The sequence below is a fragment of the Pusillimonas sp. SM2304 genome (genome assembly GCF_031628915.1).
Classification (GTDB): Bacteria; Pseudomonadota; Gammaproteobacteria; order Burkholderiales; family Burkholderiaceae_B; genus Pusillimonas_C.
Genome location: NZ_JAVLUJ010000003.1, coordinates 28,165 through 49,501 on the forward strand (window position 1 = coordinate 28,165; position 21,337 = coordinate 49,501).

Below are 21,337 nucleotides of genomic sequence, written 5' to 3' on the forward strand. Positions count from 1 at the left end.
ATGGAAGCTTACGCCAACAACCAATTCACGCTGCGCGTAGACAACGCCGAGGTCGAGACCTTAAAGCAGATCATCGGCCTTGCTATCGAGCGTTTGCAGTCTTCTCAGGTCAGGCAGCTCAGCGGAACGCCGCATAAAAGCCAAGCCGGCATCAAAGGCAACGACCTGATCAACGTCAAGGACATGCTCACCAGGCTGGCCAAAGAGCTTGGTATGGGCGAACCAAGCCTGGAACCAAAGCGCGGGCCTGCTGATGACCTCGCCGACGTGCTTATGTATTCCCTGCTGTTTTCAAAGAACAGCCCATTCGCAGCTAAGCCCACGCTGTTTGGCCTCAAGACCCCTGTCTAACCAGTTTACGGGCACCCAAGGCGCGGCGGTTACCTCCCTCCCCCCCCATCCCGCCGCCGCGCTGCCCACCCTTTTATCGCCATCGAAAGGAAAACCTGAATGTATTCAACTACCGAACAGTCCGCCAACATGCACTATCTATCGCGGTCAGAGAAGCATGGTCCCGAGCGCGTACCAGCCGCCACACTTACGCTCAAGTATCACTCACCTAACGATGTCTTGTCGGAGTTCAGCCCCGACCTGAAGGCTTCGCTATATCGCCGGCCGCATGAGGGTGAGAGCGACATGGCGGACAGTGCAGATACAAGGCTGGACGACCCGAATTACCTTCCGCGCCTGAAGTTCCCAAACATGACCAATGTCATACAGATCAACAAAGTCATAGCCGGTGCAGCGGTAACGGTGCATTACGGGTTGAGGGGAAAAAGCGACATCGTTCTGGACGATTGCAAGGTTCACGGCTTTAAGTTCGACCCGCAGGACGGTGGCACAGTCATTGTGACCTTGAACGTAGATTGCAGCCCATCTCCCGAGCAGGCCGGTTATCTACATTCACTTCAAGACCAGGAAGTGACGATATCGATTTCGCCGCCTCAGGATTCACAAGGGCAGTTAATAGGTGACGAGGAATAGACAATGAACTACGGCCTCTTCTATGACACTGAAACCACTGGTCTTCCCTTGTTCGCGGAGCCCTCTGAGGACCCACGCCAGCCCCATATTGTTCAACTGGCCGCGGCGCTGGTCGACCTGGATACCCGCAAGACTGTCAGCAGCATTGACGTGATCATCAAGCCCAACGGCTGGACCATACCGGACGAAGTAGCGGCCATTCATGGAATCACGACCGAAAAGGCTCATGACCTGGGCATCGCTGAGGAATCAGCCGTCGCCATGTTCCTAGGGCTTTGGAACGGCCGTACGCGGATTGCGCATAACGAAACCTTCGACGCACGCATCCTGCGGATTGCCCTCAAGCGCTTTCCGGCGATCTTTTCCGAATCTCTGGGCGACAAGTGGAAGGCTGGCGCCACGCAATGCACCGCCAAGCTGGCCACGCCCATCGTGAAGTGCCCCCCCACGGCGAAGATGATCCGTGCCGGCCGCAATCACTACAAAACCGCCAACCTGACCGAAGCCTATACGCACTTCTTTGGACAGGCGTTCGACGGTGCGCACAGCGCTATGGCCGACGTCGATGCATGCAAAGCCGTCTACTTCGCCATCCAGGACCTGAGCAATCAGGAATCGGTTGAGCCATGAAGCCCGCTAAGCGCCGCAACAAGCGATACACGCCCCGCCAGGTGCGTACGCCGCTCATTGTCGGCGCGCAGCTGGTACTTGGTCCCTTGGAGCGAATCGTCGATCAGATTGCCAACGATGGCACGGTCGATGTCAGCGACAGGGGTACGCCGGTGTTCCAAGACGGGGACGGTGGATGGCACGACACCGCGGCGGCCTTGGAGGGTGTCGTATGGCACTTGGAGATGTTTTGCGCTCGGCATGACCGTGCGCTACCGCTGCAGCCACTACGCCAGCTACACGCATGCCTGAAATACATGATCCCCATCACAGAAACGCTGCTGGCGGAACTGCAAGCTGCCCTTCCGGTGCTGCAACGGGCCATGGCGCTGGGCGACCCAGACGATCAAGTCAGCATTCTGCGGCAGGCCAGGATCAAAGAACAACTGGAGCAGCAAGGAATCATCCATGAGTAAGTTACAAACGAACAGCCAGGCCGTGCCGCCGCCCAACCAGTTCTGGAACGGCACCACAGCTATCTGCGCATACTGCCGCGCGCCGGCCAAGCTGACCGACTTCGGCGGCGAGCGCTACCCCTATAGGAAAGACTTCGGCCTGCTGTGGGTATGCCCACGCTGCCCAGACACCTTTGTGGGATGCCACCCGAACACTGTCTTGCCGCTGGGCCGCACGGCCAATAAGGAGCTGCGCGAAGCCAAGAAGGCGGCGCATGAAGCCTTTGACCCGCTCTGGCGCGGCAAGATCGCCATAGAAGGCTGCCGGCCGCACAAGGCCCGCAAGCTTGGATACACATGGCTGGCCGGGCGGCTTGGGATTCACGTCGACCAATGCCATATCGGCTGGTTCGATATCGATCAGTGTCAGCGTGTGGTGGATGTGTGCACGCCCTACCTGCGGAAGGTGGCGTGATGATCGACACTCGCAACATTTACCACTTCGGCCTATTTCCCGGCTCGGGCGGCGGCAAGAAGGGATTCAAACGTGCCCAGCCTCGTATCCCGGGCATGGAAGGAAAGTTCGTCTATGTGGGCGGCATGGACATTGACGCTGTTGCCGTGCGCGACTGCGACAAGCTCGGCGGCTACCCCACCACGGTGCGCGACCTGTCCAGCCGCGAACAGTTCATAGCGATCAACGGCCACGAGCCACCGGCCGGCTGGATGGAAGTCACGCCTGATGACGTGCGCGCAGCGGCTCACGGACACCGGCCGAACGTCGTGTTCCTGTCGGCTCCATGCAAGGGTTTCTCTGGACTGCTGGCGAAATCCCACTCCGCTTCGATCAAGTACCAGGCGATGAACGGCCTAACTCTCCGCGCTGTCTGGCTGTGCCTGGAAGCCTGGAAGGACGATCTGCCCGAGTTCTTTATCTTCGAGAACGTGCCGCTCATCATGACGCGCGGCCGCAAGTTCCTTGACCAGATCATTGCTCTGTTCCGCCACTATGGATACATAGTGCGTGAAACCGTCCACGACTGTGGCGAAATTGGGGGCCTGGCCCAAAGCCGCCGGCGCTTCCTTCTGGTCGCCCGGCACGCCGAGAAAATGCCCTCGGCGGTCTACGAACCGCCAGTACGGCCGCTGCGCTCTGTAGGCGAGATTCTGGACCGCATGCACCTGCCCGGTGATCCAGCGGCAGGCCCCATGCACCGAGTACCGCGCCTCGCGTGGAAGACGTGGGTCCGGCTGGCCTTTGTTGAAGCTGGCAAGGACTGGCGCAGCTTGAACCGGCTGGCTGTCGAGGACGGATGCCTGCGCGACTACCTGATTGTCCCAGGCAGTTTCCACAACGGCTATATGGGAGTGAACGGCTGGGATGAAACCGTCGGAACTGTGCGGGGAAGAAGCCTTCCGCTGAACGGCGCATTCTCCATTGCCGATCCTCGGGCCAAAGTTTTCTCAGGGGGGTATGGCGTCAACGGCTGGAACGAGTCAACCGGCGCTGTGGCGGGGGAATCCCTACCAAGCAATGGCCGATTCGCAGTAGCCGACCCGCGCGCCTATGGTGAAAACACACATAAAAACGTCTACAAAGTCGTTCCTTGGGATGGCTCCGCTGGCGTTGTAAGCGGCGGTCATGGCCCGAGTTCCGGCGGTCAGTGCGTAGCTGATCCACGTCACCTGGGTGCGGCGAAACACAACAACGAGTTCCGGATTGTTCCATACACCGACGCTGCCAACGCGGTCACCAGCGCCCATGGAACCGGTCAATGCGTTGCTGACCCTCGTGGCGGCCATGGGTTCGCCAAGTATGGTGTGACGGCATACAGCGCGACGGCCAATGCAGTTATCAGCGGTAGCACAAGTGGTCAGGGTGCATATGCAGTCGCAGATCCCCGGCCCAATATCCAGCGTACCAAGGGTGACAACTACCTGACCGGCGGGCACTACGGCGTTAAGCACTGGAACGATTCGAGCATGGCCGTGTCAGCTTCGGCGTGCCATGACAATGGCTGGTGGAGCGTAGCCGACCGGCGCACTGGAACATACAGCGCCTCGGACGTTCCAGAAAATGTTCCAGCAATGCCGGCCCCGAACGACAAGCTCGTGTGTCGCATCCAATCCATGGATGGAACCTGGCACCGCCCTTTCACCACCCTGGAGCTGGCCGCGATCCAGTCCTACTACGACCCGGACGATTTCGCCGAACACGGCCCCCTGATCATGGAAGGTACATCCGACCAAGTCTGGCGTGAGCATATCGGCAACATGGTACCGCCAGCGGCCGCCCTAGCCATGGCCGAAGAGATCGGCCGGGCCATCCTGCTGTCGTGGGCTGGCGAGACCTTCCAACTATCCAGCACGCCGATATGGGTCCGGCCCTTTGCAATTGCTATTTCTGTGCGAGGTAACGAATGATCCGCTTCCTACTCCATCGCCTCACAAACCGCCTACCAGCACGCATCATCAGCGACGGCGACACGCCCTATCTGGAACGCTATTACGTTGGCACCTTCCTGGGCGTGCGCTTCTACCTACATCAGTTCGTTGGCTCGGACCCAGACCGTGGCTTGCATGATCACCCATGGCCTTGGGCCTTCTCGATCATCCTGGCTGGCAGCTACTTGGAAGAAACCCGCAGTGGCAAAAAGGAGGTCCGTTGGTTCAACACGCTTGTGGGCGATTCGTTCCACCGTGTCGTATTGAAGGAACGCTATGGACGCACCTTGCCGGTGTGGACGCTCTTTGCGCACCGGGCCAAGCGGGTGAAACGCTGGGGGTTTATGCGCGCAACTTCGTCGTCGGACGAATTCTATTATTTCCTGCATCGTCCATCTGTAGATGAATGCTGGTGGGAAACCGCACCCAAGGGCGCCGAGATTCGAGGTGCACAGTGAAGCCTTATGAGGACTTCTTGCGCGATAAGGTTGCCATGGCCGAGCCGCTTGGCTTCCATGTCGACCTGGCGGACATCAATCCGCTACTCAAGCAGCACCAGAAGATGATCGTGCAGTGGGCGATTGCTGGCGGCCGACGCGCGATCTTCTGCGCGTTCGGGCTGGGTAAGACCGTCATCCAGTTGGAGGTCCTGAGGATTTGCCGTGATCATACTGGAGGCATGGGCCTGATAACGATACCCCTAGGTGTTCGACAAGAGTTCATTCGGGATGCTCAGATGTTGGGCATCAAGGTCAAATTCGTGCGCCGGATTGAGGAATGCGACGATCCGGAAGGGATCTACCTGACCAACTATGAAACGGTGCGCGACGGCAAACTCGACCCCCGACTGTTCAGCGTAGCCAGTCTGGATGAGGCTGCATGCCTTCGTGGCTTTGGCGGAACCAAAACGTTTCGTGAATTCATGGCCCTGTTCGCTGGCGATGACCGCCGGGATATGTCTCAGCGCATCCGTGGCCAGGAAGTGCGGTACCGGTTCGTCGCTACGGCAACGCCCAGCCCGAATGAGTATATAGAGCTGCTAGCCTATTGCGCTTTCCTGGGCATCATGGACGTGTCGCAGGCCAAGACCCGATTCTTCAAGCGCAACAGCGTCAAAGCCGACGAGCTCACCATACACCCACACAAAGAGGCCGAATTCTGGCTTTGGATGTCGTCATGGGCGCTATTCGTGCAGAAGCCTTCGGATCTTGGGTGCAGCGACGAGGGCTACGTGCTGCCGCCGCTGGACGTGCGTTGGCACGAGGTCGAGTCCGACCAGGGCCAGCACTTCGACAGCCTGGGCCAGGGACAAATGTTTGCTCAGGAAGCTATCGGTATCGTCGATGCCGCACGCGAAAAACGCCGGAGCCTGCCCTCCCGCCTGGCCAAGCTGATGGACCTGCGCGCCGAAGACCCTACCGCCCACCGCCTTCTGTGGCACGACCTTGAGGACGAACGCCGGGCGCTGGAGCATGCCATCCCGGGCCTGACCACAGTCTACGGCGCCCAAGGTCTGGATGACCGTGAGGCCGCAGTCCTGGCTTTCAACGACGGAGCGATCCAAGAGCTTGCCAGCAAGCCAGTGTTGCTTGGTTCCGGGTGCAACCTACAGCGCCATTGCCACTGGGCCATCTTCATGGGTATCGGCTTCAAGTTTGCCGATGTAATTCAGGCTATTCACAGGCTGCAACGGTTCTTGCAGACCCACGCAGTACGCATTGACTTTATCCACACCACTGCCGAGCGCAGCGTACGGCGCGAATTCGAACGCAAGTGGAAACAGCACGACGAAATGACCCAGAAAATGACCGAGATCATCAGGAAGTACGGCCTATCCGCCGCGGCGATGGCCGATGTGCTGGCCCGCAAGATGGGCGTCGAGCGCGTAGAAATCAAGGGCGAGAACTATCTGATCGCGAACAACGATTGCGTGGACGAGACGCGCCGCATGGACACCGATAGCGTGGGCCTGATCCTGACGTCGATACCGTTCTCCACCCAGTACGAATACAGCCCGAACTATTCCGACTTTGGGCACACCGATGGAAACGACCATTTCTTCGAGCAAATGGACTATTTAACGCCCGAGCTGCTGCGCGTGCTGCAACCCGGCCGGCTGGCCGCCATCCATGTAAAAGACCGGATCGTACCGGGCGGGCTGAACGGCATGGGCTTCCAGACCGTGTATCCATTCCATGCTGACGTTATCCGGCACTTCCAGCGCCATGGCTTTGCCTATATGGGCATGAAAACCATCGTCACGGACGTGGTACGCGAAAACAACCAGACATACCGCCTGGGATGGTCCGAGCAATGCAAGGACGCCAGCAAAATGAGCTTTGGTATTCCGGAATACCTGCTGCTGTTCCGCAAGCCCCCCACCAGCTCAGAGAAAAGCTACGCAGATACGCCTGTGGTCAAGGACAAGCCTCTGAGCCTGGATGCTGAAGGGAACCAGATTCCTTTTGAGCGATACGCGCCGATGGTACCGGGCACGGGATATTCGAGGGCGCGCTGGCAACTGGACGCGCACGGCTTTACCCGTTCCTCTGGCAATCGTCAGATCACCCCTGAAGAGCTTCATGGGCTCACTCACGCCGATATCTTCCAGCTGTTCAAGCGATTCAGCCTGGAGCAAGTGTACGACTTTGAACACCATGTCAAGATCGGCGAGAGCTTGGAGGTCGATGGCAAGCTGCCCTCCGACTTCATGCTGTTGCAGCCGCAGTCTTGGCACCCCGACGTCTGGACCGATATCACCCGCATGCTCACCCTGAACGGCGCCCAGTCGGCCAAGGGCAAGGAAATGCACCTGTGCCCCATGCAGTTCGATATCGCTGATCGAGCGATCGCACAGTGGTCTATGCCTGGCGAATGGATTTATGACCCCTTCGGCGGCTTGATGACAACAGCCTATCGCAGCATCCGTTTGGGCCGCAAAGGGCGAGCAGCAGAACTCAGCCACCCGTACTTTCTCGACGGTGCCGTCTATTGCGCAGCTGCCGAGCGTGAAGCCGGCATGCCGACCCTGTTCGACCTGGATGAGGTCACCTGATCACCCTATTCATTTTTATGCCGCGCCGTGGCGGCTATTTCTCACGGCAACAACCACAAGGAGCATCAACATGAAGCGCACTATCTTAGCAATAGTAATCTTTGCGGCCAGCCTGGGCCTGGCCCAAGCGTCTGGCGGCACCGGCGCCATCATCATCGGTGGCGGCGCGTCCGGCTTTGCTGGCCATGCCGGCGGCACAGCCACTTCCAAGTCTGATGGTGCAGCAGTTGCCGTCGGCACCGTCGCCGGCACCGGCTACAGCCTGCAAACGGCGGTTTCCAACTCGGGCGGCACTGCCGTTGTCGGTGGTGCAGTCAATCACCACGGCGCAGCCATTCAAACGGCCACCAGCCAATACGCCAATGTCGTGACGGCTGGTGTCACCAATCAGGCGGTCTACAACAATGAAGGCCTCATCCAGAACGGTGCTATCGCCAGCGGCCAAAGCGTTAACAAGGCCAAGGGCACAGCGTCGTTCGAAACCGCAGCCATCGGCGGCATCATCGGCATCGGCGGCTTGGTAGCCGTCGGCGGGCTCTAACCCCCACAAGCGCAAAGGCGGGCCGGTATCTCACTACCGGCCCTTGCGACAACAATACGGAGTAACGACCATGAAACACCTTATCGCTGCCGCCGCTGCCATATTACTGGCCGGCACTGCTCACGCGCAAATCTCGGCGGAAAGCTCCACGCATGCCGCGGCTACGGGCCTGGCCCAGAACGCCGGGGTTCACCAAGGCATCACATTCCAGAACGACTCTCCGGGCACCCAGAGGGTATACAGCACTCCCGCGCTGGGCGGCCAGGGCTTTTACGGCAGCTTCTCACCCGATAGCTGCGCAGTGTCCGCCGGCGGCGGTGCTTCTGGATGGTTGGCGGCCATCAACATCACGGCACCCGTGGACATGAAGAGTTGTATCGCGCTGCGCGGGTTCGAGCGAACGATGCAGGCCTCGGCCAACTTTGAAGCGATCGGCGACAGGATGACAGCTTCCCGCCTTCGCCAATCCGGTATCGACATGCTGTGCCAGGTGTCCCCCGAGGTGAAGCAAGCGCTGACCTACCAGGGTCTGTGTTCGGATTTCGCCCAACAGTACGCCATCCCCGCACCGATACCCGTCATCCTGGCCGCGCCTGCCCTGCCCCAAACGATGCATTACCGCATCAATCAGGACGGAACGGTGACCAGGACAGAATGATGGACCCCATCAAACGATTCGATCTTGGCCGCAAGTATCAACACGGTGTCGGCGGGTCGGCCATGGTCGAGAAGCCGGACGGCGCCTACGTGCGGTTCACAGATCATCAGGTGCAACTCGACTTCCTACGAGGCGAGGTTGAATCCTGGCGCCACAGAGCGATTCGCGCCGAAGGCTTGGGCAATGACCTTGTCCGCGCAGCGCTCGCCCCACTGGAACACGGAAAACGATGAAGAAAGCAGAAACCGAGGACACAAACAAAGGCGACATGGGCGATTTTGGATTCTGGATTTTCATTGTCGTACTGATGGTCCTGTTCGCAGGCGAGCCGAACCTGCATGACAAACTGATAAAGCGCCTGGACTGCCCGATATCCGTACAGGAACAGGGAGGGAGCAACCATGACAACCAATAACACCAATTCGACAACCGAATACACGCCAGAAGGCGCCCAGCGCGAACTCATGGAACTGATCGTCAAGGCCGGGAGGCGCTGCGCGTATGACCTTGCCCACGCTGCTGATTGGCTCCCAGACCCGGGATCGCAGGCTACGTATCGGGCCCGGGCAAAGATGTGGATCAACATATTCGACCCAGCCAACGGCCCGAAAGATTATCGCCATCGCTTGCATCAGGAAATCTTCATGCTGGAGCGTCGCATCGAGCGGCTCAAAGCGCTGTGCATAAAACACGGCGTTGACGCAAACCACCCTGATATTCACGATCAGTTTTAAGGAGAATCCGATGTTGGAAATTTTTGACAGCAAGGGACGCAGGTACAACATGGATGATATTGCTCAAATCCGTGCTGAGATTGAAAACCGACAGCAGTGTCAGGGGCCGGTAGCCTGCATGCTTCGGGAACGTCGTTACTTCGGGAAAAGCCACGATGGAACAGAATATTTTTCTGCCTGGTCAGAATGGTCACCCGCCACCCTGAGTCATGGGCAAGCAGTGACCAGCCTAAATAGGAATACACCCGAAATTTGGCAGATGATGCCGCTGTATGCCGCCCCACAACCAGCCGCCACCCCGCCGCTATCGGCTACCAAGCTGGTTATCCCACTGGAGTGGGCCGGAACGGAGGCTGAATACGAAGCCGCCGTGATGCGCGGTGAGGTGCAGGCCGTTCACCGCACCAAGACACAGCCTGCCGCGAGCGCGGAGCCAGTTATCAAGGTCGAGCCTCTCCACCCTGACGATCTGGCGGTGGACAGTTTCGCCTGCGCGATGAAGGAAAAGCTTGCGCTGGCTCGCACAAAGGGCCGTAGCGGATGGCAGGCTTGCGATCCCGCCGAATTGTCCGCGATGCTGCGAAATCATGTCGATAAAGGCGACCCGCGCGACGTGGCGAACTTCTGCATGTTCCTTTGGAATAAAGACCAGCCTATCACCGCCCCCGTTGTCGCACAGCCCCAACCCTCCGGAAATACCGGATGGTTGCCGCTGGGCCTGCGCGCTGTAGCTGCTGAACTGCTGGATTCCTTCAACGCATGGGAATCCGGCGCCCGAGTTATCGGCAATGTTCAGGCGAAGGATGGCGCTGACTTGATGCGTGCAGTTCTTGCCGCCTCACCGGCAGACAGGCAAGCGCAGCAGGACATGAAACTGGATGCACCGGCTCAGGTGGGTAATGCCCGCTTTGGTAAAGGCGTCAAGTGGTCATCTGTAATTGCCGCCGCGCAGCGACACCATAAGTACATGACCGACCCACAACGCGAAGCAGAGCGCATTAAGCTCGCGCAATATGGGCAACAGCACCTTGCCAAGGGCGAGATGTTGCCAAGCCACTTGGAATGCTACGAGGCAATGATGGCGGCGCCACCTGCCGCGCCTCCGTCGTGGCTCGATGGCGGTGACGAGGCGGTACTGCTTGCCATAGAGGATGCGTTGAATGAGGCTGGCTCACCAGCCCGCGACGATAAAGGGCGCTTGCTTACCATTCCAGAGCGTATTTCCGCACTGGCCGCCCGCGCCAAGCAGGAGGGAAAGTAGATGCGCAACATGAGCTTTTCCCTGACCACAGAGCAGATTCAGTCCGGCACCAAGGACGTGACCCGCCGCCTTGGGTGGACGTTCCTCAAGCCGGGCGACTTGATCCGCCCTGTGCGCAAGTGCATGGGCCTACGCCCGGGAGAGAAGATCGAACCGCTGCGGGCGCCGATTCGCATCGTCAGCGTGCGCCGGGAGCCGTTGCAGATGATGACGGACGATCTGGACTACGGCCGGGACGAAGTACGCAGGGAGGGCTTTGAAGATCACCCGATCTATCACTGGCCGTCTGAGTGGGTGCACATGTTCTGCGCATCGCACAAAGGTTGTCGGCCTTACACGATCGTCACCCGCATCGAGTTCGAATACACCGATGGAGGTCAAAATGGACGGTAAACGGCATCGATTGGAGAAACGACAGTGAGTACCCGCACAATCATCGAGATCAATCACGACCACCTTACATTGTCCACTGCGACTGATGTGATCGGCCTGCTGAGAGAACTGGGCCTGTCCACGGTTACCGGATTGCTCAATCAAAGCGACGGCCAACCCGTCCAGTGGTCCACCGGTATCCGGGTCCTGGCCCAGCGCCACCATTCCGAAACCATCAAGCTGGAGGTTAAATGACTGACATCATCGCCCGCCTTCGCGGCCCTGCCCCAAGCATCCCGGCCATGCGTGATGCGGCAGACGAGATATCACTGCTTCGACAGCGAGTATCCGCGCTTGAATCGGCCCTGCAGCCGTTCGCCACAGAGTTCATGGACTGGACCGGTGTTGGCTGCTGGGACGATATGACCGTAGAGGATATGTATTCGCATGCCCCTGGCGAAAATGCTGGAATTACGTTTGGTGATCTGCGCCGCGCAGCTAGCCTACTGGAGAAGAAATAATGGCCCTGCCTTACAGCACCGCCACAAGTGGCGACAAAGCCCTCGGCGACATACAGAAGGTCCTGCGCGCCTTCGGCTGCAACAAGTTCGGCAGCATGGTCGACGACGGTGCCGGCGAACTGATCGTCCAGTTCGAATACCGCGGCAAGATGGTCAGCGTTAAAGCGTCAACCAAGGGCTATGCAGCCGCTTGGCTGAAGGAAAATCCATGGACCCACCGCCGGGCCGGCACGAAGCAGGCCTACGAGCGCAAGGCGCTGGATATCGCCAGTGTGGCGGTTTACTCAATCCTGCGCGACTGGATCAAAGGCCAGGTCATGGCTATAGAAACCGGCATCCTTTCCTTTGAGGGTGCGTTCCTCGGCCAGATATTGTTACCCAGCGGCAAGACCGTTCTGGAACACGCGGAACTGAACAACCTGCTGCCAGCACCGAAGGAGGAAGATTGAAGGAAAGAATCACCGAAGTATTGAAAACGACCGAGCGGCACTGGGGGGTGCCGGAACATAGGGAGGGCAAAGCATCAAGGAAACACTGCCATGTCACTGACGATCAACCAAATAGACCCAAAAGGCCTTTACCGCCTGGCCGAGATAATGCCCGTTCTGCCGATCAGCGAATCGTCCTGGCGCCGGCTGGTGGCCGCTAAGGCGGCGCCGCAGCCCATAAAGCTGACGCCAAAATGCACTCTGTGGCGTGGCGGTGAGATTTTGGCGTGGCTTAAACAACCCGACGGCTACATCCCACCAGATATAGGGGCACGAATCGGGGCATGAATCGATAAAAAAATATCGCCACCCTTAGCTTATAAGGCTTTGCAGCGATCTTACCGTTTCAGTACTGCCTACCATTATCTTGCTTTTTTTGGCACCCCATAAGCTGCAGAAGCCCCAATGACCCGCACTGTTCAACGCTTTGCGGGTTTTTTGTTGCCTGTTTGACCAACCATCAACCAACGACGCTGATCGAATACAACATTAAGCGTTCTGGGCCTTGCCCCGAATAAACGAGTATCGGTCGATATCCGTTCTGGGCGCCCATCCCCGGCTTTCCCAGTATGCATGCGCCGGCCCATTCGTTTTCAGCACATCGATGTGGGTTTTGATGATGCCAAGCGCCTCTAGCTTTGCCAGGCAGCTTTCAACCAATGCGCTGGCGATGCCCTTGCGCCGATGCTCGGGCAGCACCGCAAGGTGTTGCAGGTAACCGCGGCGGCCATCATGGCCAGACATGACGCACCCGACCAACTGACCGGCCATTTCCGCAACGAAACTCAGCCCTGGATTACGCTCCAGATAGCGATGCACGGCTGCGCGCGAGTCGGCATCCCGAAGCGAAACGCCCGGCGTCTGCCTCAGAAGTTCGATCACCGCGTCGTAGTCTTCGATCAGCATCGGACGAATCATGAACATGCTCTGCCTTCCTTGACGGATGCGGCCAGGACGCGGCACAACGCTACGCCGCCGCCCTAGCCTTGCGCGGACGCCACTGCCTTCATGAAGGCGGCGATTTTCTGCGCCGATTTGATGCCGGGGGCTTCTTCCACCCCGCTGCTGACGTCCACGGCATAGGGCTGCAGCGCCCGGACCGACTGGGCCACGGTATCGGCCTTGAGCCCGCCCGCCAGCACCAGGGGCCGGCTGTCGGCCGCCTGCCTGACATCCCGCAGCAAAGCGGGATCGAACGGCAGGCCGCTGCCGCCATAGCCCGTGCTGTAACTGTCGAACAGCCATGCACTGGCCGATGCGTACTTCCGGCAAGCCGCCAACACCTGTTCCGGCGTATCCAGCCCCGGGCCGCCCACGCGAAATGCCCGGAAGTAACGGCGGTTGAAGCTTTCGCAATACGCCGGGGTTTCATCGCCATGAAACTGCAAGAGATCCGGCTGCACCTGATCGATGACCTCTTGCACCTGATCTTCGGCGGCATTCACAAACAGCGCGACGACGTCGACAAATGCCGGCACGGCCTTGCGCAGCGCAATGGCCTGCTCAAGGCTGACGGCACGTTTGCTGGGACCGTAGAAAACCAGGCCAACGGCGTCGGCGCCGGCATTCACGGCCGCATCCACATCTTGCGGCCGGGTCAGGCCGCAAATCTTGACGCGAATACGCCGGGGAGCAGAAAATGCGTCGGTCATGTCTTCCTACCTGAACGCCGCGCCGGGGTCATCTTCCGGGGCTGCGCCAGCATCTGCATCAGCCCCTCCGCCGAAGCCGAAATTATCCGAACCATAGGAATCGGACCCGTAGACATTTTCGGTGCCGAAAGAGATGGAGTCGGGGTCCAGCATGACCGCGTCATGTTTGTAATGCATGACCAGGCCCGGAAACACCATGACCGCCACGACCATCGCGATTTGTATGCCGATGAAGGGGATAGAGCCCCAGTAAATTTGACCCGTGGTCACTTTGGGGATGATCTGGCCCGTGACGCGGTCGCGGTAATCGTCCTTAGGCGCGACCGAACGCAGGTAGAACAAGGCGAACCCGAAAGGAGGATGCACAAACGAAGTCTGCATATTGACCGCCAGCAGCACACCGAACCAGATCAGGTCGATGCCCATTTTGTCGGCCACCGGGCCAAGCAGTGGAACGATGATGAAGGCCAATTCGAAGAAGTCGAGGAAAAAGGCCAGAAAGAAAGTCAGCAGGCTGACGACGATCAGGAAACCCCATTCGCCGCCGGGCAGGCCGATCAGCAAATGCTCGACCCAGATATCGCCGTTGATGCCCCGGAAGCTCAGGCTGAACACGGTGGAGCCCACCAGGATGAACACGACAAAGCACGACAGCTTGGTGGTGGTATCCATGGCCTGCTTGAGCAGGCTGAAGGAGAACCGGCCGCGCGAAACAGCCATGACCAGCGCCCCGACGGCCCCCATGGCGCCGCCTTCGGTCGGCGTGGCCACACCGATGAAGATGGTGCCCAGGACCAGAAAAATCAGGAACAGCGGCGGGATCATGACAAAGGTGACGCGCTCGGCAATCGGCGACAACAGCCCCAGACGCAAGCCTTTGTTGATCAGCGCGATCACCAGTGCGGTAATGCCCCATGCCATCATGCTGATGACCACCCGTTCGTCGACAGGCACTTGGGTATGCTCGCTGAAGTAGTATTGCGTGGCGAAGTAAGACACCGTTGACGCCACAATGGCCAGCACCGCCAGCGAGCGCAGGCCGCGGCTGCCGTCCGGCCTGTCGTAGATGCGCGCCTCGGGCGGCAGCGCAGGCGCATTGTCCGGCTTGATCAGCGACACAATCACAACATAGGCAATGTAGGCGCCTGCCAACAGCAGGCCCGGCAGCATGGCGCCCCGGTACATGTCGCCAATAGAGCGGCCAAGCTGGTCCGCCAGGATGATCAGGACCAGGGACGGCGGAATGATCTGCGACAAAGTACCGGATGCCGCAATCACCCCCGTGGCCAGCCGCCGGTCATACCCGTAGCGCAGCATGATGGGCAGTGAAATCAGCCCCATGGAAATGACCGAAGCCGAGACCACGCCGGTGGTGGCCGCCAGCATGGCGCCCACCAGAACGACGGCGATGGCCAGCCCGCCCCGTATCGGCCCGAACAGCTGCCCTACCGTTTCAAGCAGGTCTTCGGCCATGCCTGACCGTTCCAGGATAAGGCCCATGAGCGTGAAGAACGGCACCGCCAGCAGCGTGTCGTTTGCAACAATGCCAAACACACGTTGCGGCAATGCCTGAAACAGCGCCGGCTGCATCAGACCCAGCTCAATGGCCACCAGGCCGTACAAAATACCGGCGGCGGCCAACGAAAAGGCAACCGGAAACCCAAGCAGCAAAAACACGATCAAGTTGAAGAACATGATCGGCGCAAGGTTGTCGACAAAAAACTCCATGATTAACGACCCTTGCCTGTTGCGATATGGTTGCTTGAATGATGGGTGTCCAGTTCGGCCTGCCGGCGGATTTCCTCGGCCAGCTCTTCTTCCGCTGTCTTGCCAGTGGGCCGTGCCAAAGGATCGGGGCAGGCCCCCCGCAGATAGCCTATGCACTTGATCAACTGCGAGACACCCGCAAGAATGAGCAGCAGAAACCCTATCGGGATAAGCAGCTTGACCGGCCAGCGAATAAGCCCGCCCGTATTGGACGACAATTCGTGCAGGACGAACGATTCATAGAAGAAAGGCAGGGACAGCCAGAAAATCAGCATGCAGGCGGGGAACAGGAAAAACACGATCCCGAAAATTTCTATGTAAATCTGTATGCGCCGCGAAAACCTCTGCGCCACGACATCGACCCTGACATGCTCATTAAGCAAGAAGGTGTAGCCAGCCGCCAGCAAAAAGATGGCGCCAAACAAATACCACTGCAATTCAAGCCAGGCGTTCGAGCTGATGCTGAACAGCTTGCGCACGACTGCATTGCTGGCACTGACCACGACAACGACCAGGGTCAGCCAGATGACGGCTTTTCCGACCCGGGTATTGATACTGTCGATGACGCTGGATATAGAAAGAAGGAATTTCATGGGTCCCATTGAGCAAGGGTGGCAAAAAGCGCGCAAACGGCAGGGTGGCAAACACGCCTTGAACACGCAAAAGCGAAAAAGTATAAACGATGTATGTCAGCCCGAAACGGAATGTATTCTAGCTGATCCCCACAGGCCCGGCTCTTGGTACATGCCCGCAATCAGGCCCCGGGCCAGGCCAGGCCCACGTGCGACAGCAAGGCGTCGCCGGCATCGGCCAGGGGCAACTTGTACTCGACGGGATACGCCACCCCCGACAAGTACAGGCCGGATGCCGCAAAGGTAGGCGCCGCCCTGCGGCGGTCGCGCTGCGCCAGCAGCTCATCGATCCAGGCGGGTTCGTGCCTGCCTTGCCCCACATACAGCAGCGCCCCCATCAAGTTGCGGATCATGTGATGCAGGAATGCATTGGCCTGGAACCTGAACAGGAAAAAATCACCCACACGCTCGATGCTGGCTTCCTGCAGCGTACGGACGGGGCTGGCCGCCTGGCACTGCGACGAGCGGAAACTGCTGAAATCATGCTCGCCGACCAAACGCCGCAGCGCCAGCCGCATGCGGTCCAGATCAAGGGGATGATACACCCAGCCCACCCGCCCATGCATCAGGGGCGAACGGACCCGTGTGTTGCGGACAATATAGACATAGGTGCGCGACACCGCCGAAAAGCGCGCATGAAAGCTGTCGGGAACCGGCTGCGCCCACTGTATGGCAATGCTGTCGGGCAATAGCGCGTTCAAGCCGCGCACCCACGACTCAAGCCGCCGGTTGGCCAGGGTATCCAGGTGTACGACCTGCCCCAGCGCATGGACGCCCGTATCGGTGCGGCCGGCGCAAATCGTACCGGCCGGCTGATCCAGGAAATCGGCCAGGGCGGCTTCCAGCGTGTCCTGTACGGTCAGCCCGCCCGGCTGGGTCTGCCAGCCTTGCCAGCGAGAGCCGTCATAGGCAACGCCCAGCGCCATCCGTGGCATGGCGATTAACGCGTATCGGAGCGCGAACGGGTGGGCGGCTGCTGTTCAAGGTCAAGGTTGATCTGCTCGAGCTTTTCCTTGACCATGGCTTCGGTAATCGGCCCTGTGTTGCCGTCGCGTCCTTCGTCGCGGGCCGCATTGGCCCGGCGCAGCAGCCATGCAATGATCAGTACGATGAATGCCAGCAAGCCGGTAATGACGCCCAGCATGTGCTCTTGGAACCACGACACGGATTGTTCCGCCTTTGTTGAAATGGATTCTGCTGTCTCGGCGGCCCGGTCGGCATCGGAGGCTGCCGCATCCTGATGGCCGGTGCCGCCCCCTTGGGCCGCGCTGCCTGCCGGCGCGCCGGCCGATGCATGGCCGCCGTTTGCGCCCTCGGCACCCTGCAACGACGTTGCCCCCGAAGCCTGTCCTGGCGCTGCGGGCGTGCCTGCCTGGGAAGGCGACGACCCGGCGCCGGCTGCTTGGCCCCCGGCCTGGCCGCCTGCTGCAGCGCCGCTTGTTGCACTCCCGCTTGTTGCGCCGTTGCCTGCCGCAGCACTGCCTGCTTCGTTTCCGCTTGTTGCGCCATTGGCTGCCGCAGCGCCGCCTGCTGCCGAACTGCCCGGGCGGCCTGAAGCGCCGGCAGCAGTGGAACCCTCCGCGCTGCCGCTGCCGCCGGTCGTCGCGCTATCGCCGCTGGCGGCATTGCCGCCGGACGCAGCACCCTGCCCTGCCGCGCCATGGCGGTCGGCGGCGCCTTGCTGCCCCGCCGCTTCAGCGCCGGTTTGCGCCGAGGCGCCGTTTGCGTCGCCACGGTCGTTGTCTGTGGCCGTGACCGCCGCCGTCGCCTCGGCGATGGATTGGCTCAGGCCTTTCGCACTGTCGATGACCAGATCGGATGCCGCTCCGCCTTGGGAACGCAAGGCTTCATTCAGGGTTCTGACATTTTCCTCGAGCTGCGAAACACGCTGCTCGGAATCGGCAATGCCTTTACGTGTGGCGGCGGCATCGTCGGCGGCCGCACTGGCATCACCCGAGCCGGCCGTTCCGGCGGCGCTGCCGCCCCGGTTGCCAGCCGGCGCCGCTTGCGCCCCGGACAGGCGAAGCTGATCTTGCGGCCCCGCCGCGGACTCCGGCTCTGCAGCCTGGCCCGCGCTGGTGACTACACCCGCGGCGGCGCTACCGTGCTCGACCGGGGCGGTGCTTGCCGCCGCACGCTGACGGTACTGGGCAAAAGCCTGGGCCTGCTGCTGGAAAAGGCGGCGGGCCTCGCGGTCGGAAATAGCCGTCAAAGCGGCTCTGTCCGGCATCGTCAAGGTGGCGCCCGCCTTGACCAGATTAAGATTGTCGTGAATGAACGCCTGCGGATTGGCGCGCTGCAGCGCAATCATCATTTGATAGACGGTCACACCGGATACGGCGTGGCGCCCGGCGATGGCGAACATGGTGTCGCCCCGCCTGACATGGATCGCGGTCTGCGGGACGTCTGACGGCGTCGTGCCGGCCATGGACCCGCTGCCCGGCTGTGGCATAGCCGCGGCGTCGGACTGGGCGTGCGTCAGCAGGCTGACCTGATAACGCTGGTGGCCCGTTGCCGTGCTGATGTCGAGCAGCAGATCGGCCACGGGCTTGTTGAACGCCTGGTCGGAGCGCACCTGTATCAGCTTGCTGCCCGGGGCGTAGCCGTCCACCAGATGCAGGTGCAGGCTGGCCAGGTCGACCGGTGGCGTCAGCCCTGCCTGATCCCAGGCGGCGGCGGGCGCCGGAACGGCGGAAAAACTGCGTAGGTCGTCGGCGCTTAGCTGGGTGACCGGCACATTGATGTGCAGGGGCTGGCCCAGCCCGGAGACGAGACGCGAATGCCCGAAGCTCGCCGCATAAGAGGTCGAGCACGCCAGCAATGCCGCTGCGAGCGCCCCTATCAAAGGTTTAGTATTCGACACCAAGACAATCGATGAAGGCACGCCACGGGACATTTGCATTTTTACAGTTCACCCAAAGTTATTCGCAACATGCGACGCAGCGGTTCAGCCGCCCCCCATAGTAGCTGATCACCCACGGTGAACGCACTGATCTGATTCGTGCCGGTGGACATCTTGCGCAGACGCCCCACCGGAATATCGAGCGTGCCGGTGACCGCAACAGGAGTCAGCTCGTGCATGCTGGCCTCGCGTTCATTGGGAATGACTTTGGCCCACCTGGACCCTTTGCTGATGATGTCGGCGATTTCATCCATAGGCACCTCTTTCTTCAGCTTGATCGTCAGCGCCTGGCTATGGCAGCGCATGGCGCCGATGCGCACGCACAAGCCATCGATAGGCGTGACGGGCTTGCCGAAAGCTTTGCCGCGCCCAAGAATCTTGTTGGTCTCGGCTTCGGCCTTCCATTCTTCGCGCGACACGCCGTTGCCCAGGTCTTTGTCTATCCAGGGAATCAGGTTGCCCCCCAGCGGCACGCCAAAGTGCTGCTGAGGCAGATTGGGGTCTTGCTGCGCGGTCAGGACGCCGCGGTCAATCTCGAGAATGGCGGAAGCGGGGTCGTCCAGCAGCGGCTTGACCTGGCTGTTCAGCAGGCCAAACTGCGTAAGCAGTTCGCGCATGTGCTGCGCTCCGCCGCCGGAAGCGGCCTGATAGGTCATGCTGGTCATCCACTTGATCAGGTCCTGGTTGAACAAGCCAGCCAGCCCCATCAGCATGCAACTGACCGTGCAATTGCCGCCGATGAAATTCTTGACGCCCTGCTTGAGCGCCTTGTCGATGACCGGACGATTGACGGGGTCCAGCACAATGATGGCGTCATCGTCCATGCGCAGCGTGCTGGCCGCGTCGATCCAGACGCCTTGCCAGCCTGCGGCGCGCAGCTTGGGATACACCGCGGAAGTGTAATCGCCGCCCTGGGCGGTCAGGATGACAGGCAGTTTTTTAAGCGCATCGATATCGTAGGCATCTTGCAGGGGACCGGCTCCGTCCGCCCACGAAGGGGCAGCGCCCCCAGCATTGCTGGTGGAAAAAAACACCGGCTGAAACAGGGAAAAATCGTTTTCGTCGCGCATGCGCTGCATGAGGACGGAACCCACCATGCCGCGCCAACCGACTAAACCTACTGCTTGGTTCATGTTGCTGTCGCTTAAAAAAAGGTAAAAGTGCTAGTCTGACACATTATTTTAATGCTTTCAGCACGGCATCGCCCATTTCAGTGGTGGAAACCCGGGTAGTTCCGGCTTCATAAAGATCGGCGGTACGCAAACCTTGCTCCAGAACGGCCTGCACCGCTGCCTCAATGCGGTCCGCCTGCCCGGCCTCGTTCAAGGAGTAGCGCAACAACATCGCGGCCGACAGTATCGTCGCCAGCGGGTTGGCCTGATTCTTGCCTGCAATGTCGGGGGCCGAGCCATGGCTGGGCTCGTACAGGCCCTGGTTCGATGCATTCAACGATGCCGAGGGCAGCATGCCGATCGAACCGGTCAGCATGGCCGCCTCGTCGGACAGGATATCGCCGAAAAGATTGCCCGTCACGATCACGTCGAACGCTTTCGGCGCCCTGACAAGCTGCATGGCCGCGTTGTCGACATACATGTGGGACAGTTCGACATCAGGATATTCACCGGACACTGAAATCATGATGTCGCGCCAGAACTGCGACGTTTCAAGCACATTGGCCTTGTCGACGCTGCATAGCCGTTTGTTGCGTTTTTGCGCCGCCTGGAAGGCCACATGCGCAATACGCCTGATTTCCGATTCGGCGTAATGCATCGTGTCGAAGCCTTGGCGTTCGCCCTTGAACGGCCCGTCGGCCACCTCGCGCACGCCGCGCGGCTGGCCGAAATAGATGTCCCCCGTCAGCTCGCGCACGATCAGGATATCCAGGCCCGACACCACTTCGGGCTTCAGCGAAGAGGCATTGGCCAGTTGCGGATACAAAATGGCCGGGCGCAGGTTGGCAAACAGGCCCAGGGCCTTGCGCAGGCCCAGAATCGCCTGCTCCGGGCGCAGTTCGCGCGGCAGGCTGTCGTACTTCCAATCGCCGACGGCGCCAAACAGGATGGCGGCCGACTGCCTGGCCAGATCCAGCGTGCTGGCGGGCAAAGGATGCTCCTGGGCTTCATAGGCGGCACCGCCTACCGCGGCGGTTTGCAGATCCAGGTCAAGGCCAAGCGCAGTCAATACGCGTACTGCCTGCTCGGTGATTTCAGGGCCAATGCCATCACCTGGCAATACGGCAATCTTGTGAGTCATTGTTTTTC

At 60.1% G+C, this 21,337-nt stretch carries 27 protein-coding genes; 19 read left to right on the forward strand and 8 right to left on the reverse strand.

Annotated elements, in window-relative coordinates; all coding sequences use genetic code 11:
* The 19 genes from RE432_RS15025 (at nt 1) to RE432_RS15115 (ending at nt 12,411) form a co-directional block, all read left to right on the forward strand.
* Nucleotides 1–351 (forward strand): hypothetical protein, encoded by a 351-nt coding sequence (locus RE432_RS15025; protein WP_310934303.1) that lies wholly within the window; start codon nt 1–3, stop codon nt 349–351.
* A 99-nt stretch (nt 352–450) separates the two neighbouring features.
* Complete coding sequence (locus RE432_RS15030; protein WP_310934304.1) at nt 451–984, forward strand: hypothetical protein; 534 nt, start codon at nt 451–453, stop codon at nt 982–984.
* Nucleotides 985–987: 3 nt separating this feature from the next.
* A complete protein-coding gene (locus tag RE432_RS15035) occupies nt 988–1,614 on the forward strand; it encodes a 3'-5' exonuclease (RefSeq protein ID WP_310934305.1) in 627 nt (208 codons plus the stop codon).
* Nucleotides 1,611–2,069: a hypothetical protein gene (locus RE432_RS15040; RefSeq protein WP_310934306.1), complete on the forward strand. Its 459-nt coding sequence runs from the start codon at nt 1,611–1,613 to the stop codon at nt 2,067–2,069. Before RE432_RS15035 ends, RE432_RS15040 begins: the two co-directional genes overlap by 4 nt.
* Nucleotides 2,062–2,523: a zinc-finger-containing protein gene (locus RE432_RS15045; protein WP_310934307.1), complete on the forward strand. Its 462-nt coding sequence runs from the start codon at nt 2,062–2,064 to the stop codon at nt 2,521–2,523. The genes RE432_RS15040 and RE432_RS15045 overlap by 8 nt, the downstream gene beginning before the upstream one ends.
* Nucleotides 2,523–4,472 carry a DNA cytosine methyltransferase gene (locus tag RE432_RS15050; RefSeq protein ID WP_310934309.1) on the forward strand — a complete coding sequence of 650 codons (1,950 nt, stop codon included), beginning with the start codon at nt 2,523–2,525 and terminating at the stop codon, nt 4,470–4,472. The genes RE432_RS15045 and RE432_RS15050 overlap by 1 nt, the downstream gene beginning before the upstream one ends.
* Complete coding sequence (locus RE432_RS15055) at nt 4,469–4,951, forward strand: hypothetical protein (protein WP_310934310.1); 483 nt, start codon at nt 4,469–4,471, stop codon at nt 4,949–4,951. The genes RE432_RS15050 and RE432_RS15055 overlap by 4 nt, the downstream gene beginning before the upstream one ends.
* Before the next feature lie 35 nt (nt 4,952–4,986).
* Nucleotides 4,987–7,548: a DNA methyltransferase gene (locus tag RE432_RS15060; RefSeq protein WP_310934311.1), complete on the forward strand. Its 2,562-nt coding sequence runs from the start codon at nt 4,987–4,989 to the stop codon at nt 7,546–7,548.
* Nucleotides 7,549–7,618: 70 nt separating this feature from the next.
* Complete coding sequence (locus tag RE432_RS15065; protein WP_310934312.1) at nt 7,619–8,089, forward strand: hypothetical protein; 471 nt, start codon at nt 7,619–7,621, stop codon at nt 8,087–8,089.
* 70 nt (nt 8,090–8,159) lie between these two features.
* The gene (locus tag RE432_RS15070) at nt 8,160–8,747 is read left to right on the forward strand and encodes a hypothetical protein (RefSeq protein ID WP_310934313.1); all 588 of its coding nucleotides are present in this window, start codon (nt 8,160–8,162) and stop codon (nt 8,745–8,747) included.
* A complete protein-coding gene (locus tag RE432_RS15075) occupies nt 8,744–8,980 on the forward strand; it encodes a hypothetical protein (protein WP_310934314.1) in 237 nt (78 codons plus the stop codon). Before RE432_RS15070 ends, RE432_RS15075 begins: the two co-directional genes overlap by 4 nt.
* Entirely contained in the window at nt 8,977–9,162 is a 186-nt protein-coding gene (locus RE432_RS15080) for a hypothetical protein (protein WP_310934315.1), read from the forward strand. The genes RE432_RS15075 and RE432_RS15080 overlap by 4 nt, the downstream gene beginning before the upstream one ends.
* The gene (locus RE432_RS15085; RefSeq protein WP_310934316.1) at nt 9,149–9,481 is read left to right on the forward strand and encodes a hypothetical protein; all 333 of its coding nucleotides are present in this window, start codon (nt 9,149–9,151) and stop codon (nt 9,479–9,481) included. The genes RE432_RS15080 and RE432_RS15085 overlap by 14 nt, the downstream gene beginning before the upstream one ends.
* Nucleotides 9,444–10,742 (forward strand): hypothetical protein, encoded by a 1,299-nt coding sequence (locus RE432_RS15090; RefSeq protein WP_310934318.1) that lies wholly within the window; start codon nt 9,444–9,446, stop codon nt 10,740–10,742. Before RE432_RS15085 ends, RE432_RS15090 begins: the two co-directional genes overlap by 38 nt.
* A complete protein-coding gene (locus tag RE432_RS15095; RefSeq protein WP_310934320.1) occupies nt 10,743–11,135 on the forward strand; it encodes a hypothetical protein in 393 nt (130 codons plus the stop codon).
* Between the two features lie 24 nt (nt 11,136–11,159).
* Nucleotides 11,160–11,369 (forward strand): hypothetical protein, encoded by a 210-nt coding sequence (locus RE432_RS15100; RefSeq protein WP_310934322.1) that lies wholly within the window; start codon nt 11,160–11,162, stop codon nt 11,367–11,369.
* Nucleotides 11,366–11,635, forward strand: coding sequence for a hypothetical protein (locus RE432_RS15105; protein ID WP_310934324.1), 270 nt, complete (start codon nt 11,366–11,368; stop codon nt 11,633–11,635). Before RE432_RS15100 ends, RE432_RS15105 begins: the two co-directional genes overlap by 4 nt.
* Complete coding sequence (locus RE432_RS15110; protein ID WP_310934326.1) at nt 11,635–12,084, forward strand: hypothetical protein; 450 nt, start codon at nt 11,635–11,637, stop codon at nt 12,082–12,084. Before RE432_RS15105 ends, RE432_RS15110 begins: the two co-directional genes overlap by 1 nt.
* Nucleotides 12,085–12,174: 90 nt before the next feature.
* Complete coding sequence (locus RE432_RS15115; RefSeq protein WP_310934327.1) at nt 12,175–12,411, forward strand: AlpA family phage regulatory protein; 237 nt, start codon at nt 12,175–12,177, stop codon at nt 12,409–12,411.
* A gap of 201 nt (nt 12,412–12,612) precedes the next feature.
* Here RE432_RS15115 and RE432_RS15120 read toward each other — a convergent pair whose 3' ends face one another.
* The 8 genes from RE432_RS15120 to leuB all read right to left on the reverse strand — a co-directional run bounded on the left by RE432_RS15120 (nt 12,613) and on the right by leuB (nt 21,329).
* On the reverse strand, nt 12,613–13,047 hold the full coding sequence (locus RE432_RS15120; RefSeq protein WP_310934328.1) for a GNAT family N-acetyltransferase: 435 nt from the start codon (nt 13,045–13,047) through the stop codon (nt 12,613–12,615).
* Nucleotides 13,048–13,103: 56 nt separating this feature from the next.
* The gene (locus tag RE432_RS15125) at nt 13,104–13,775 is read right to left on the reverse strand and encodes a phosphoribosylanthranilate isomerase (protein WP_310934329.1); all 672 of its coding nucleotides are present in this window, start codon (nt 13,773–13,775) and stop codon (nt 13,104–13,106) included.
* A 6-nt stretch (nt 13,776–13,781) separates the two neighbouring features.
* A complete protein-coding gene (locus tag RE432_RS15130; protein WP_310934330.1) occupies nt 13,782–15,503 on the reverse strand; it encodes a TRAP transporter large permease subunit in 1,722 nt (573 codons plus the stop codon).
* A 2-nt stretch (nt 15,504–15,505) separates the two neighbouring features.
* Nucleotides 15,506–16,135 carry a TRAP transporter small permease subunit gene (locus RE432_RS15135; protein ID WP_310934331.1) on the reverse strand — a complete coding sequence of 210 codons (630 nt, stop codon included), beginning with the start codon at nt 16,133–16,135 and terminating at the stop codon, nt 15,506–15,508.
* A 161-nt stretch (nt 16,136–16,296) separates the two neighbouring features.
* Complete coding sequence (gene truA / locus RE432_RS15140; RefSeq protein ID WP_310934332.1) at nt 16,297–17,109, reverse strand: tRNA pseudouridine(38-40) synthase TruA; 813 nt, start codon at nt 17,107–17,109, stop codon at nt 16,297–16,299.
* A 5-nt stretch (nt 17,110–17,114) separates the two neighbouring features.
* Nucleotides 17,115–19,076, reverse strand: a complete 1,962-nt coding sequence (locus tag RE432_RS15145; protein ID WP_310934333.1) for a FimV/HubP family polar landmark protein — start codon at nt 19,074–19,076, stop codon at nt 17,115–17,117.
* A gap of 2 nt (nt 19,077–19,078) precedes the next feature.
* On the reverse strand, nt 19,079–20,209 hold the full coding sequence (asd, locus tag RE432_RS15150) for an aspartate-semialdehyde dehydrogenase (RefSeq protein WP_310934334.1): 1,131 nt from the start codon (nt 20,207–20,209) through the stop codon (nt 19,079–19,081).
* Between the two features lie 43 nt (nt 20,210–20,252).
* On the reverse strand, nt 20,253–21,329 hold the full coding sequence (gene leuB, locus RE432_RS15155) for a 3-isopropylmalate dehydrogenase (protein WP_310934335.1): 1,077 nt from the start codon (nt 21,327–21,329) through the stop codon (nt 20,253–20,255).
* Nucleotides 21,330–21,337 lie beyond the last annotated feature (8 nt).